The organism is Pseudomonas sp. FG47 (assembly GCF_057809115.1).
Genome location: NZ_JBMDJI010000013.1, coordinates 56918 through 71679, shown reverse-complemented (window position 1 = coordinate 71679; position 14762 = coordinate 56918). Strand labels below are relative to the sequence as shown.

Annotated in this window: 7 protein-coding genes; 1 reads left to right on the top strand and 6 read right to left on the bottom strand. The window is 64.5% G+C overall.

The window, feature by feature from the left end; genetic code table 11:
* From ACODS5_RS12515 to ACODS5_RS12505, 3 genes are read right to left on the bottom strand one after another with little or no spacing between them, the layout of a single operon-like run.
* Nucleotides 1–1245 carry an acyl-CoA dehydrogenase family protein gene (locus tag ACODS5_RS12515; RefSeq protein WP_489108814.1) on the bottom strand — a complete coding sequence of 415 codons (1245 nt, stop codon included), beginning with the start codon at nucleotides 1243–1245 and terminating at the stop codon, nucleotides 1–3.
* 20 nt (nucleotides 1246–1265) lie between these two features.
* Nucleotides 1266–2198, bottom strand: coding sequence for an ABC transporter permease (locus ACODS5_RS12510; RefSeq protein ID WP_489108813.1), 933 nt, complete (start codon nucleotides 2196–2198; stop codon nucleotides 1266–1268).
* Complete coding sequence (locus ACODS5_RS12505) at nucleotides 2195–3877, bottom strand: ABC transporter substrate-binding protein (RefSeq protein ID WP_489108812.1); 1683 nt, start codon at nucleotides 3875–3877, stop codon at nucleotides 2195–2197. Before ACODS5_RS12505 ends, ACODS5_RS12510 begins: the two co-directional genes overlap by 4 nt.
* Nucleotides 3878–4350: 473 nt before the next feature.
* On the opposite strand from ACODS5_RS12505, the gene ACODS5_RS12500 reads away from it, so the two are divergent.
* Nucleotides 4351–6456, top strand: coding sequence for a TonB-dependent receptor family protein (locus ACODS5_RS12500; RefSeq protein WP_134692662.1), 2106 nt, complete (start codon nucleotides 4351–4353; stop codon nucleotides 6454–6456).
* Nucleotides 6457–6530: 74 nt separating this feature from the next.
* Here the strand turns inward: ACODS5_RS12500 and ACODS5_RS12495 are convergent, their stop codons facing one another.
* From ACODS5_RS12495 to ACODS5_RS12485, 3 genes are all read right to left on the bottom strand, one after another.
* Nucleotides 6531–8303, bottom strand: a complete 1773-nt coding sequence (locus tag ACODS5_RS12495) for a coiled-coil domain-containing protein (protein ID WP_489108811.1) — start codon at nucleotides 8301–8303, stop codon at nucleotides 6531–6533.
* A gap of 339 nt (nucleotides 8304–8642) precedes the next feature.
* On the bottom strand, nucleotides 8643–9419 hold the full coding sequence (locus tag ACODS5_RS12490; RefSeq protein WP_489108810.1) for a hypothetical protein: 777 nt from the start codon (nucleotides 9417–9419) through the stop codon (nucleotides 8643–8645).
* Between the two features lie 57 nt (nucleotides 9420–9476).
* The gene (locus tag ACODS5_RS12485; protein WP_489108809.1) at nucleotides 9477–14729 is read right to left on the bottom strand and encodes a SpvB/TcaC N-terminal domain-containing protein; all 5253 of its coding nucleotides are present in this window, start codon (nucleotides 14727–14729) and stop codon (nucleotides 9477–9479) included.
* Nucleotides 14730–14762: the final 33 nt, after the last annotated feature.

The following is a 14762-nucleotide window of genomic DNA, read 5'->3' as shown; positions in this document are numbered from 1 at the left end:
TCAGACCGCGCTGGCTTCGTCGCCCGCGCCCTGCCCTTCGCTGGCCGCGGCATGCCGGGCACGCCAGGCCTGGGCCGGGCTGATGCCGTTGAGGTAATAGTCGCCCAGCGCCTGTTCGCGGTAGATCGTCGGGTTGTGCGAGGCCAGGGTGCGGGCGTTGCGCCAGTGGCGATCGAGGCGACGGCTGTTGCTGATGGCCGAGGCGCCGCCCACTTCGAACAGCAAAGTGCTGGCTTCGAGCACTTGCGGCAGGACGATCTGCTGCGCCTGGAACGCCTGGATTTCAGCATCGGTATACAACTGTTCGGGCACCGCGCCCTGCTGCCCGGCCTCGTACACCACTTGCAGGCCCTGGCCCACGGCCGCAACCTGGGCCTCGGCGGCGAAGGCCAGGCTCGACAGGTTGCCGACCACGGCTTGCACCAGGGGATCGGCGGCCGGTCGCGACTGGCCCGGCACGCCGAAGGCACGGCTGCGGCCCTGGACAAAGGCCACGGCATCGGCCAGCACGGCCCGGGCAATGCCCGCCAGGGTGGCCAGGTGCACGGCCTGGTAGAAGGCGGTGAGGTAAGACTCGGCACGCAGCTCGCCCTTGGCGAAGCGCCGCAGCACATGCTCGCGCGGCACGCGGACCTGCTTGAAGCGCGTCGTGCCGCTGCCGGTCAGGCGTTGGCCGAAGCCGTCCCAGTCGTCGAGCACCTCCACCCCGGGCGCCCGGGTCGACACCGCCAGGCTGACCAACTCATCGCCGTGGTTGGCCACCGCCGCCACCCAGTCGGCATACAGCGTGCCAGTGCAGTAGAACTTCTCGCCATCGAGCCGGTAGCCGTCACCGTCATCACTCAGTTGCACGCTATTGCCGGTGCTGTCGGTACGCTCGGCCATCGCCGCGCCCCACAGCTCGCCGGCCACCACCCGGGCGAACCAGTAGTCCTGGGAGGCGGCGTCGTTGGCGGCCAGACGCCCTTCGACGAAGCCGAAATGGGCGCGGAAGATCTGTGGCAGGTTGGAATCGGCCTGGCCCAGGCGCACCAGTTGGCGCAGCAGTTGGGGCAGGCTCGCGCCCAGGCCGCCGTGGCTGCGCGGCACGCGGATCGCGCCGAGACCGGCTTGGCGCAGCCAGGCCACGGGTTCGTGGGCCAGGCTGCGTTGCTGCTCGCGGGCCACCGCGCCCTCGGCGATACGTTGGTAGATCGGCGCGAAGCGGGCATCCAGCTCGACGTCGGTAATGGCAAGTTGGCTCATGGGGGTTCCTTTGTCTGAAATCAGTGGCGCGCGGTGCGCGGGTCGATGGCCTGGGTCGCCAAGTCCACCAGCAGGTTGACCAGCACGTAGAGGGTCGCCGCCAGCAGGGTCACGCCAAGCACCAGTGGCACGTCCTTGTTGGTGGTGGCGTCGAGCATCAGCCGACCAATGCCCTGCCGGCCGAACAGCAGCTCCAGCACCACCGCGCCGCCGAGCAGGCTGGCGAAGACGAAACCGGCCAAGGTCACCAGCGGCACCAGGGCGTGGCGCAGGGCATGGCGCAGGCGCACGGCGGTGTCGCCCATGCCACGGGCGCGGGCCTGGGTGATGAAGGGCTGCTCGAGCACCTGTTCCAGGGACTGGCGCAGCACCTGGGCCAGCACCGCCGCGATCGGCAGCGCCAGGGCCACGCTGGGTAGCACCAGCGAGCGCCAACCGCGCGAGCCGGACGGCGGCAACAGGTGGAAGTGGAAGGCAAACGCCAGCAACAGCAGCGTGCCGATGACGAAGTTGGGCGCCGACGACAGCACCAGCTCGATACCCGAGACCAGCGCGCGCAGACGTCGCCCGCGGTTGGCGGTGAGCAGCGCCGAGCACAGCGCCAGCAAGACCGCGAGCAATGCCGCGCTGCTGGCCAGGGCCAGGGTCGCGCCGACCTGCTCGCCGATGGCCTGGCCCACCGGTACCCGCAAGCGGTACGACTCGCCCAGATCGCCCTGGGCCAGGCGCGCCACGTAGCGGCCGTATTGCACCCACAGCGGTTGGTCGAGGCCGTACTCGGCGCGCACCTGGGCGAGCATTTCTGGGGTGGGCATGGCATCCGGGCCGCCGAGGATGGCCAGCGCGGTGTCGCCACCACTGTGCTGCACGCCGAGGAAGGTCAGGCTGGCCGCCGCCCACAGCACGATCACGCCGTCGCGCAGGCGGCGTAGCAACATCATCAGCACGTTCATGGTTGCTCCTTGGCCAGCCACACGCTGGTGAACAGGGGAACGTTGTGCGAACCGTCGAACAGCACGCCACCCACCGCGTTGCGGTAGGCCACCAGCATCTGGCTTTCCACCGAGGGCACCGCCGGCACGGTCTCGCCCAGGCGCTGCTGGGCCTGGCGATACAGCGCGCGACGTTGCGCCGGATCGGTGCTGCGACGAGCCTCGCCGAGCAGGCGGTCGAGGCTGGCGTCGCGGAAATGGCCGACGTTCTGGCCCAGCATCCGTGCCGAGGGAATCGAATCGCTGTGGTAGAGAATGAACAGCCCATCGGCAGTGTTGGTATGCCAGTAGCCGCCGCCAAAGGCGTCGAACTGGCCTGCATAGCGCAGTTCCATGACCTTGGAGATGGGCAGGAGCTCGATTTGCAGGTCAAAGCCGATCTTGCGCAAATCAGCCTGGGCGGCGACCGGGACATTGGCCGGGAACGCCGGGTTGTCATAGGTCAGCAAGGTGGCGCGCAAGCGTTGGCCGTCACGGGTACGAAAGCCCTCACGGTCACGTCCGGTCCAGCCTGCGGCATCAAGCAGGCGGCCGGCGGCCAGCGGATCGTAGGCCAGCGCATCGCGGGCCACCGGGTCGTAGCCCGGGGTGTTGACGGCGAGGAAGTCGCCCTTGGCCAGGTATTCGCCAAAGCCCGAGATCCACGCCAGCCCGTCGCGGTCGATGGCCTTGGCCACCGCCTGGCGTACCCGTACATCGTCGAACGGTGGTCGCTCGACGTTGAAGGTGATGCTGCGCGACGGATTGCCCTTGCGGATACGGTTGCGCAGGGTCAGCGCCGGGTTGGCGCGTATCGCGGCGGCGTTCTGTGCCGGGGCGTCCAGGGCCATGTCGCTGTCGGCGGCCTCCAGCGCGGTATAGCGGATCATCGCTTCGGGCACGTAGCTCAGCTCGATGCGGTCCAGGTAAGCCTCGCCAGGGTGGTTGATCGCCGCGGGCGCCCAGCGATAACCCTCACGCCGCTCGAAGCGCGCACCCTGGTCGCGGGTCCAGGCGCCGAGCACGAACGGCCCGGTGCCGATCGGCTGGCTGGCGATGGTCTTTGGCGCCTCGAGGATCTGCCGCGGCGAGATCATCCCCAGCCAGGCCTGGGCCAGCACATCGAGGAACGGCGCATAAGGCGCGCGCAAGGTCGCTTCGAAGGTGTATTCATCGATCACCCGGCCGCTCAGGTAGGGCGCGATGTAGGCGGCGGTCAGGGGCGATTTGGTGCGTGGGTCGCGCATGTGCTCGAGGTTGACCCGCACCGCCTCGGCATTGAAGCGCTCGCCGTCGCTGAAGGTGACGTCGTCGCGCAGTTGGAAGGTGTAGGTCAGGCCATCGGCGCTGATGTCCCAGCTTTTCGCCAGCCACGGCGTGAGGCTGCCGTCCTCGGCCTGGTATACCAGGCAGTCGAACAGGATGCGGCCCAGCCACTGGATATTACCGTTGGACAAGGCATGGATATCGAAGCTGCCGGCATCACTGGCGGCGGAAACGCGCAAGGTGCCGCCACGCACACCGGGGCGCTGTTCGACGAAGTCGCTGGCGGGATAGCGCAGCACGCCGCTCGCCTCGCTGACCGCCTCGCCCTTCAGGCCGCCGGCGGTGTCCGCTGGCGTGGCGGGGGAGCAAGTGGCCAGGCAGAACAGACTGGCCAATGTGGCTCGATGAATAAAGTGCCTCATGTAATACCCACACTTTCGCTGATCGACAGCTGGGGTATTGCACTAGTCGTGCCAGGGTTAAAAAGCCTTATTTATTGATCAGGCGATGCGCACACCATCTTTAAACACGACAAACTGTTCAGTCGGTGTTGCCTGGCCAACATCCAAATCACCCGCACAGACCGCTCTATGGCAATACTTTCATGGCACGACAGAAAACCAGAAATGGCAAAAAAAGACCGCGAACGATTTGGGCATTTATATATAACCGCGGCTGTTCGCCAAACAACATTCGTTCAACAATTCGTCGCTGACTGTTCAGGCTTATTGTTCGACAACAGGGTGACTGCCCATAACTTCAGGGCAGCCACTCATCTGGCACAGAAACTGCTCTGTACCTTCTCCGACTGGCCTGACTATTCCCATAGAACGCCGAGGACCTACGATGTTTTACAAGGAATACAACGATGCGTGCGATCCATCCCCTCCCCTTGCGCCTGGCGATCCGCCGCGCCGCCCTGGCCACCACCGCGCTGCTGGCACCGCTCCCGGTGCTGGCCGCCGACCCGACCCTCGGCACGGTGACGGTGCAAGGCGCCAAGCAGACTGAAGTACAAAAAGCCAGCAGCGTCCTGGCCGAGGTACCCGGCGGTACCAGCGTGGCCGACAGCGAAGAAGTGGGCAAAGGCCGTACCGCCACCCTGCAGGACACCCTCGCCTACCAGCCCGGTGTGTTCGTGCAATCCACCGGCGGCAACGACGCGGCGAAGATCTCGGTGCGCGGCTCGGGCGCCAACACCTCCCCGGGCTACTTTCGCGAAGGGCTCAAGTTCCTCTTCGATGGCCTGCCGCTGACCGGCCCCGGCGGCACCCCCTATGAGTTCCTCAACGCCAGCGGCGTCAACTACACCGAAATCCTGCGCGGCGCCAACGCCTTCCAGTACGGCGCCCTGACCCTCGGCGGCGCGGTCAACTTCGTCAACCACAGCGGCTACACCGCCCCCGGCCTGCGCCTGCGCGCCGAGGCCGGCAGCTACCGCTACCAGAAGCAGAGCATCAGCTACGGCGGCGTCGAGGGCGACCTCGACTATTACCTGCAGGCCGACAACTACCGCAACGACGGCTACCGCGACTACAGCCTGTCGCAAAGCTCTGGCATCGTCGCCAACGCCGGCTACCGCTTCAGCCCGAAACTCGAGACCCGCGTGCTGCTGCGCTATCGCGACGAAGTGCACAACGACCCCAGCGCCACCACCCTGGATGCCGCCCTGCATCACCCGCGCCGTGCCAGCGCCACCGCCGAAAGCAGCGGCAACGGCGCCCGCCGCCCCGGCAGCATCTGGCTGGGCAGCAAGACCACCTACACCTTCGACGACGACGCCCGCCTGACCGTCGGCCTGTCCTACCACGACTACCGCCACGCCAACAGCCCGCGCAGCCCGAGCAACCCCAGCTACTGGGACTGGCACGACCTCGGCCTGCTGCTGGGCTACGACCGCACCGACTACCTGTTCGGCCATGAAAGCCGCAGCAATATCGCCTTCACCTCCACCCAGCACCTGCGCGGCGGGGTCAACTCGGCCACCGGCGACAAAGTGCCGCTGAAGAAAGTCGACTACACCGACTCGTTCGACCGGGTCATCGCCCTGGGCAACGACCTCAACCTGGTCGACGGCCTGTGGCTGACCAGCGGCGTGTCGTTCATCAATGTGCGGCGCAAGATCGACATCGACTACGCGGTGAACGCCAACCGCACCGACTTCCCGCAGCACGTCGACTACGACAACTGGAGCGTCGCCCCGCGCATCGGCCTGCGCTACGAATTCGCGCCGAACCTGCAGGTGTTCAGCAACTTCAGCCGCAGCATCGATCCGCCCGCCACCTGGGAGTACTCCGGCTCCGGCCCGACCCTGCCCTACGTGCGCCCGCTGGTGGAGCAGAAGGCCAACACCTTCGAGGTCGGCATCAAGGGCTCTCATGGCATCTTCGACGGCAGCCTGGCGCTGTACCGTTCGTGGATCCACGACGAACTGCTGAACGTGCAGATCATCCCCGCCAGCGCCACCTCGGCCGCGGTCACCGGCGCGTTCAACGCCTCGCCGACCATTCACCAGGGCATCGAGGCCGGGCTCAACACACGACTGTGGGAAAACGACCAGGGCGACCTGCTGCGCTGGCGCCAGGCCTACACCTACAACGACTTCTACTACCGGCACGACACCACCTTCGGCGACAACCAGTTGCCTGGCGTGCCCAAGCACATCTACCAGGGCGAGTTGCAGTACCAGGACCACAGCGGCTGGTACACCGGCATCAATGTGCAGTCGGCGTCACGCACGGCGGTGGACTATGCCAACAGCCTGTATGCGCCGTCCTACACAATCTGGGGGGCGAACCTGGGCTATGAAGCGCCCAAGGGCAATTGGAAAGTCTCGCTGGACCTGAAGAACCTGGCGAACAAGGCCTACGTCACGGCGGTGACGCCGGTGTACAACGCCCAGGGGCAAGACACTGCATCGTTCTGGCCCGGGGATGGGATCGGGGCGTATGTAGGCGTGGAACTGCGTTATTGAAACAGGCCTGCGCAAGCCCGACGTGAAAAAACAGAAACCGCCTCGAAGGCGGTTTCTCGATGACCCACAGGCCCTCAACCCTGGGAAGCCCTGCGTTCCAACTCAGCACGGTAGTCGTTGAGCGAGGCGATACGTTGGTTGCTGGCCGCCTCTCGATCCTCGGCAATCACCTTGAGCTGGTGAGAGGCCTGAACCAGATAAGCCTTCAGTTCGTCGCCCGTGATGTAACTGCCCGACAGCTTGTTCAACTTGCTCCAGCCGTCGTTGAAGATTTGCGCGAACTCGGCAGACACGGCGCCGACCGCATGCCATTGGCCTGCCTGGGTGACGAAGAAACGATCGGTGGTGGCAATCAGCTGATTGAGGCGGTTGCGACGCAGCGATTCACTGCTGCCCGCCCGATCATAATCGTCCACACGCTCCTGCGCGTCATCGATGATCAGTTGCATGAAGTCCGCGAAGGATTTGAAGAAGAAGGCGATTTCCTCGACGATTTCCTTGCTGCGCTTGAGCGCCGCAACACTGAGGTTCAGCGACTTCACCGCCAACTCGATGCTCTGCTGCTCGTCGCGCTGGCCATTGAGCAGAATGGTGATACGAACCAGCTCGGCGGCCTGCTCGCGCCTCGCGTTTTCGTATTTCTCCACGTTGTCGAGCATTTGCCGCTCCAGCTCACGCAGTGTCATGGCCTGCTCTTTCATCTGCTCGCCAAAATCGGCGGCGGCGTCCGACAGCTCACGCAACAGTCCGGCCACTTGCTGCTCGAGGCCACCCAGTTTCTTCTTGGCCGCCTCCAGCTCGGCACGTGCTTGCGCCAGGCTCTTGTCCAACGTTTCCCTCTCCAACTCGCTGGTGGCTGCCTCGCGCTGCGCATTCAGCTCGTCGACTTTACGCGACAACGCCTCGACGATATCAGCCTGACTATCACGCAGGCCTTCCAGCCTGGCCTTTTCCACCAGTTTGCCGGGGTCGACACTGCCATTGGACTGACGGCCCAACGAGCCGACCGTGGCGGCCCCCATCAGCGCGCCCGCTCCGCCCGAGGCGCCAATGGCAGCCAGCGGTACCACGGCAGCCAATACCTGGGTCAGGTTTTTCAGCAGCGAGGCCCAGAATGCTTTCTTCTCGGCGCTGTCGGCTTGCGCGCCATATTGGCTGGCCAGCTTTTCGAATCTGTCGACCTGCTGTTTGAGCTCGCTGACCAGCTTGTCCAGTTGTTCACGCTTGGCCGTCGATTCGACGATCTCCTTCTTGATCCGCTGGTTGGCTTCGATGGTCTCGCTCAGGGCCAGCTCGCTATCGGCCATCACCGCCTCTACATCACGCAGAATTTGCTCGTAGCGGTCGACAATGGTACCCAGGCTGGACTGCACGGTCGCCGCATCATCGACGATCCCCTTGGCCAGCTCGAGCAGATCGCCGCTGACAAAGGCACGGATTTCTGCCGCGTCAGCCTCTTCGCGCACATCCAGCCAGTCCGGCAACTGATCGTTGAGCAATCGACCGATGCGTGCGGCGATGCGTGCGGCGCCCTTGATGGTGCGCTCGCTGTCCTGCTGTGCGCGGATCAGCTCATTCATGATCCTCGCGATTCTGACACGGATGGCGCCTTGTTCCTGAGGAGTGGTGTTATAAGCGATATACAGCAGTTCGATTGCGTGATCGGTATCGGTCTTGGCACGGGCAATCTCGTAGTTGCCCTCCAGCTTTTTCTTGAAGGTAGCAACCAACGGTGCGTTGGCCGCTGGCAACTGCAGTGGCTTGGCGCGGGCGAGGGCCTCGACCTGCTCATCAATCTGGCTTTCCAGCAGGATGTTGCGGTTGGCGTAAGAGACAATTTCGGACATAAGATCATTCCTTTTAAGTAGGGTATCGAGCGTGCTTCAGGCGATAGCCCAAGCATCGGCCAGCTTGCCAGGCTATGCAGTTCGTGTTTGCTGACTGCCCCTTGGCAGCGCCACTGTGCGCGCTGGCTAACCTTTTGATTAAGCGGGAATGAATCCCATCAAGCGTAGGTGGTGCCGATCGCATGGCGTAGGAAGGCGGCGAAAAACACAGACGAAACGACATCAGGCCCCAAGCTGCGGTATCAGCAGGCGGCCCTCAAATAACCGGTGCCCCGGCCAGCGGGAAAGACTGTGCGGCGATAGGAGGGCCCGCCGCAGGATCCACGGCGGGCGCTGAGCTCAAGGCGTGACGGCACCGCAATCGTTGGGCCAGCTCGAGGAGAACTGGAAAGCCACGCGGCGCAGCGGCGGTTCGGCGTCATAGAGCAGCTGGTAACTTTCGCTCAATGCACGGCTGAGCTGCTGTTGCAACGGCTGGACTTCCTGGACGCGGCAGCGCGCTTGATTGCTCGGCTGACGGGCGCATTGCTGGACGGCGAAGCCCCAATCGTCCAGTACCGTACCATTGCCATGGCTGCGCACCCGCGCCAAGCTTTGCCAGGGCTTGACTGCCGCCACCCGTTTCTCGGCATCCAGCGCCGCGCGCAAGCTACGTTGGATCTGACTGTGCTCGCTTTCAAGGCCTTGAATATACAGACGATGCTCGGGTCGGTTGGGTGGATTTCCATACAGGGCCTTCGCCGCTTTGATTTTTTCCAGCATGTCACGTTCCAAATGTTGCAACTGCGCCTTGCGGCGTAGTTCGGCGCCAAAGCGCTGCTCGATATCCTCGAGGAACTCGATCATCGATCGCTCGAGGATGGCCAAGCGTTGCTGACATTGGTCCATGCGCGCCTGCAGCGCCTGGTCAAAAGGATCCGCTGCTGATAGAGCGCCAGCCTGGGAAACGGCGCTTATGCACACCCACGTCAGGCCAAGCAGGCCCCGTGCCCATGGGGTAAGGCGTTGGTACGGGTACATTTGCAAATCTCCGTCAAAGGGAGCTTGCATTGCATTACCGCGCAAACCTTCTGAGCAGAGGGAACCCTTGCCCAGCATGCGCCACGCAACGTCCAAGGTGCCCAGCTCCCGGCCACCAGGTACTCGACCGTTGTTACCGGCCCTTGGCGGTGATCATATGTTTCCCGCTCGCTCGATGACCTCGGCCCAGGTGTCGTTTTCGTCGTACACCACGGTGAACCAGGGATACAGCCGCGTGCGGTACTCGTAGTTCACCCAGGTTTCGCCAACCTGTTCGCCGTTGGCGCGCACGACCCTGGTCTCGCGCCCCAGGGCGTCATACACATGGGTGTCGGCGTAGATCCCCTCACGCGCGCTGTCATCACGCAGCCAACGCCAGTCATCCAGGTAAAACGGCAGCCACTGGCGCACCGCCTGGCCCTTGTTGTCGTACTCGGTCTTGCCGCTGACGGCCCAACGCACAGGCGTATTCGCCAGCACCGCGCGGCCCTGAGCATCCTGTTGCAGGCCGCCTGTCTCGGTGCGCACATAGGCCTCGCCGGGTGGGTTGAGCCGAGCGGTCTGCAACAATTGCCCGCCACCATTGAGCAGCACCGCCACACGCACCTGTTGCTCGGGGTCGGGGTCGTAGCGATCGGTCTGGACATGGATCACATGAGGCGGTGCTTGCCCGCTCATCTGTGGCACGATGCGATCCTTGCGCAGGCGCTGTGCATCGCGTTGCCAGGCCAGTGCACCATAGCGCCGCTCACGGTCGATACTGCCATCTGCGCGTAGCGCCCATGGCATCCAGGTATCGGCGACATAGGTAAACGCCTCGGCCACCGGGACCTGCTTGCTGTCGTTCAACGCGACCGCGGCGTCGACGGTGAGCGGCGCCAGGAACACAACATCTTTGCTGTAACCTACCTCGACAGGCTTATCACTACCCGCTGGGGTTTCAGTGCCGTAGAACCGTGTCGACATGACCCGACCCAATGCGTCCAGCTCAACCTCATGGGTATTGTCGTTGGGATCCTTGATCCGCACCGGGGCGACGAAGCGCCAGTCGTACGCCTCGACGCTGGTCGTCAGGCCTGCCGCATCGATCACTGCCTGCACGGCTATATCGTGGGTGCTGTAGCGCAACTCGCTGGGGCCGACCTGGGTGCTGCCCTGGGTGCGCGCTGGCAACCAGAAGCGCTCAGCAGGCAGGTATCCGGTAATATCGTGATGGCCGCAATAAGCCTCCTCGATCGCAGGCCCCCAGGGGATGCCCGGTGCGCCGCGATCGTCTGGGTCATGGGGATCTTCCAGTTCCCCATCCTCGGGCGGGCGGTTCATGGCGACATAGCCGCCACGCTTGAGCAACGCCTCCAGCGACTCCTCCTGCACTCGGCTATCCAGCACCTGCGCAACGTCGTCCAGCCAGCTTCTGGCCTGCGCTTGCAGGTCGGCATCCGCCCGTTCCGACACCCAGAGCACGATCGGCCAGAATACCTCTGGCGCTTGGAGCGCGTTGTCCAATTGAGCAAGAAAACCTTCTTGGCTGGCGTAACTCTGCGCCAGCCGATTGGACAGCGTGGCGCGCAACGTTTGCAGGTGCTCTGCCTCGTCCGGTTCGCCAGCCAATAGATCGAGGTGGGCTTCGATTCCCGCTCGCACACCAGCTTCCTGGTCGAGGTACCAGGTCACTACTGCCCATAGCGCATCATCCGGCACGCGACTAGTCCCGCGCAGGCGCGCTTGTAGCCCTTGTGGCAGCTCTTGCGCTTCGGTCTCGAGCAACAGTTGCTGCAAGGATTGCACTGAAATGGCTGATTTCAGTGCGCCGCGCAGCGCCCGACAAGCCGCTTCATCCTGCGCCCCTACTGGCGCATAGGCGGCCACCAGCGCGTACAACACATCAGGCTGTGGGCGGGGCACACGCAGGCGCATCCGCTCGAGCATGTCCATGGCAGTGTCCGACCTGTCCAGCCCATCCTTGACCAGTTGTCGCAAGGTCTGGGTAAAGGTGGGCCGCAGCACGTCGAGCGCGGCCTTGTCGAGCATCGCGGTACGGGTGTAGGCCTTGAGCGCCTGGCGCGATGGCGTACTGCTCACGCCCGTGCCATCGGCCTTGCGCCAGATGACCTTTTCATAACCGGCGAAGCTGGTGCGACTGGGATCATCCCACTTGAAATCAGCCAACCCTTCCACGGTGAAGCCTGCCTTGGGCACCTCAGCCACTTCCAGTCGAACCACATCTCGACGCGTCGCCCCCGGCAGGCCGATGACGAAGTCGTCGCTCGACACCAGATTGTGCACCGTGGCCCGGGTCATGTTGAGCCAACAGATGTATTGCTGGGGATCGATGCTGTCGACGATCAGCCCTTGCGGTAGGTCTTTCGGATAGATCTTGCGGTCACGCTCCTCGTCTGCCAGGTCCTTCTCGGTCAACCGCCGTGGGTAATGAATGACGACACTCTGCAGCGGGTTGCCGTATTCATCCGCCTTCAGCGTGAGGGTTTGGGTAATCTGCGGATCCTCGGTGATACGCTCACAGGCGAACGACAGCGCTTGCACGGTGCTGACCAGCGCCGCAGGACGTTGCGTGTCGGGCATCGCGTAGGCGCGGATCTGCAGGCGCTGGCGGGTGACACTGTAGGGCCGGTCGGCGCGTTCAGCGCCATCTTGCCCATACACCTCGGTGCGCATCACCTGGCCGCGCACGGCCCGGTACAGCCAGGCCCGCAAGGCCGAATTCGGGACAGGTACATCATCCTGCTCGCCCTCCAGGGTCCAGCTTGTGAAACGCACGGTGTCAGGGGCGAAGTCTTTCTCCATGTCGGTGAAAGCCCCCTGTGCGCTGCCGTCGTGCGCCTCCAGGCCGGTGTAGAACCAGGTGCAGGTGCGCATCGGCGGCGACAGCTCGGCGGCAGTGGTGCTTGCCCGGTCATGACTGTCGACCTGCACCAGCCGGCTGAAGCCGGCGAACTCGCGCTCCTCGGCATCCCAGACACCGCCCAGGTAGGTGGTCTCGCTGCCCAGGCACAGCCCGGTGATGTCGTTGACCGTGGTCACGCGGCGGACGGTGTGAACAGGGAACGGCAGGTAGCTGACCGCAGGCGTGCCCGTGCCGGCCGCTGCCTTTTCGTCCAGCCAGGCCTGTGCCGAGCTGCGGTACTCGAGCAAGGTGCGCGAACCGGCATTGTCCACGACCTGCTCGAGCAGCCAGGGTCGCCGGTCGTTGAAGCGGAACAACCAGCTGCGTGGCCGCAGGCCAGGTCCGCCATGGGGCACGGTCAGCAGCAGGTCGGCGGTGCCCTGCCCGCGGATATCGGCAACTTGCAACTGGCACGTCGCATCGAACCTCACCCCGGCCGGGGCCGGGATACTGTTACCTTCGATATAGCGGTTGCCACATTGGCTGACGAACACCCGGATGCGGTCTGGCTCCAGATACAGGATATCCGTGGTACCGGCGCCGTCGGTGTCAGCCAGCCATACCCGCGAGGCATTGAACTTGGCCACGGCGAAACCAGGAATCGCCACGGCTTCGGCGAACTTGCCGTGGCCCAGCGACGGCCACAGGGTCACCCCCTCGCCGGTGATCCGCAGCAAATGCTGCTGGCCGCTGCCGCACGGGTCGGCGAACGCCACCAGTTGCAGTTCGGATGCGGCCAGCGACGGCAAGCGCTGTTTGCCCTGGTACTGCTGGGTGACTGCGGCAGACCAGCCAGCCTTGCCATTGGCGGGGTAAACCCGCACCGTCCGGGGGCCTAACGGCAGCAGCACGACATCTTGCAGGCCGTTGCCGGTCAGGTCGGCCAGCCGCGCCTGGGGGTGGCCGAGTTCCGCGGGCACCTTCAGCGAGGTCAGCGCGCTCCACTGCCCGTCCGGATTGAAGGTGATGCTGCCACGGACGCTACCGGTGACCAGCCACTCCGGCCGACCATCGCCATCCAGATCGGTCAAGGTGCCGTTCATGCTGGGGTGCAGCGGCAACAGCTGTGGTGGGCCCCAAGTGATCGCGTCCTTGGGCTCCACCCTGCCAGGCTTGGAGGCCAACCACCGAGCAAACGCACGCGCCTCCAAACGCTGAAAGGTCGCATAGCGCCACGGAACGTCGCGCACGGGTGTCAATCCACGCCAGATTGGCGTGCTCAGGCGTTGCGGCCGACGATACATCCAGGCACCGCTGCCTTTGTACAGCAGACCCGGTACACCGTCACCAAACAAGTCCACCAGTTGCCAGGCCTGCTCCCAGAACCCCTCCAGGGCCGGCATGGCCTCCCAGCGAGGCGCCCCCCGGCCTGGGAGGATCATCTGGAACTCCATCGGCGGCATCCGGGTATGGGCGTCGTAGGTGACCTGCTGCGCAGATTCCAGCAAGCTGGTCACACTGCCTTCGGCGTATTTCAGGTGCAGCCGTTCAACCAGTACCGGGGTGTTCCCTTCCTCATACGGCGTCGTGCCCATGCGCCGCCACAACAGCACGTCGCGGCACAGGCGGCGGATCCGCACCTCGAAGCCATAGCGCCAGAACGAATGCAGGTCCTGGCGCACCGGCCACTTCTGGTCGGTTTCCAGCAAGGGTGGCGCACTGGTATCGGCGCCGCGCTCGCCGTAATCGAACAGCGTGAATTCCTTGAACTGACCTGGGTCGAAGGCGTTCTGTGGCAGCAACAAGGCGTCCGACGGGGAAATTGGCTTGGCATACACTGCATCGAGGTAGACATGGCGAACCTGTGGATGGGCGGCACGCTCGTCGGCGTCGCAGCCCTCTTCGTCCTCCAGGCGGTAGCGATACACCACGTGCTCGCCGACAGCCGAGACGGCCTCCTCCAGGTACCAGCCGGCCACACGTGCAGCCGCCTGCGGGTCACGCAGGCGCGCGGTGTCCGACCAGCCATACAGCGACAGGCTGCCGTCCGGCGATCTTTGCAACCAGAAGCCCGGATCCTGAGCCACGTCTTTCGCCACCCAATGCTCCAAGCACTGTGCTGGGCCGCCGGTACGCGCCCGCCAAGGGGTGACAGTGAAGTCCGGTGAGTCCGGCCAGAACGGTAACTGCCTCGTTTTGCCGTCACCTGCGCGCAGGATCTCCTCGCCATTGGGCCCGAACATTCGATCGTTGCCGTCGTACTTCGGGAAACCGAAGCGGGTCATGTGCAGGACCGCGGGCAACGGGCAGTTCCAACCCGCACCGAAGGCCCCATTGCCGCCCCCGGAGGAATACTGCAGCGTCAGCTCGGCGGACAAGGCCCGCCCCTTGGGCGATGGCAGCGGCAATTGCCAGCTGACGGCACCGTCGGGGCCACCGGCGGACAACATGCCGCCACCGATGGAGACGGTGCCGCCGCCTTTGGGCAAGGCAAGTGTGGATGAACCTGAAAATCCACGCTCATCCGCGACAGGGGCTACGGCGCTCACTGGTTCCAGCATGTTCGACTCCAGCACAGGCAAGGTAATGAACAG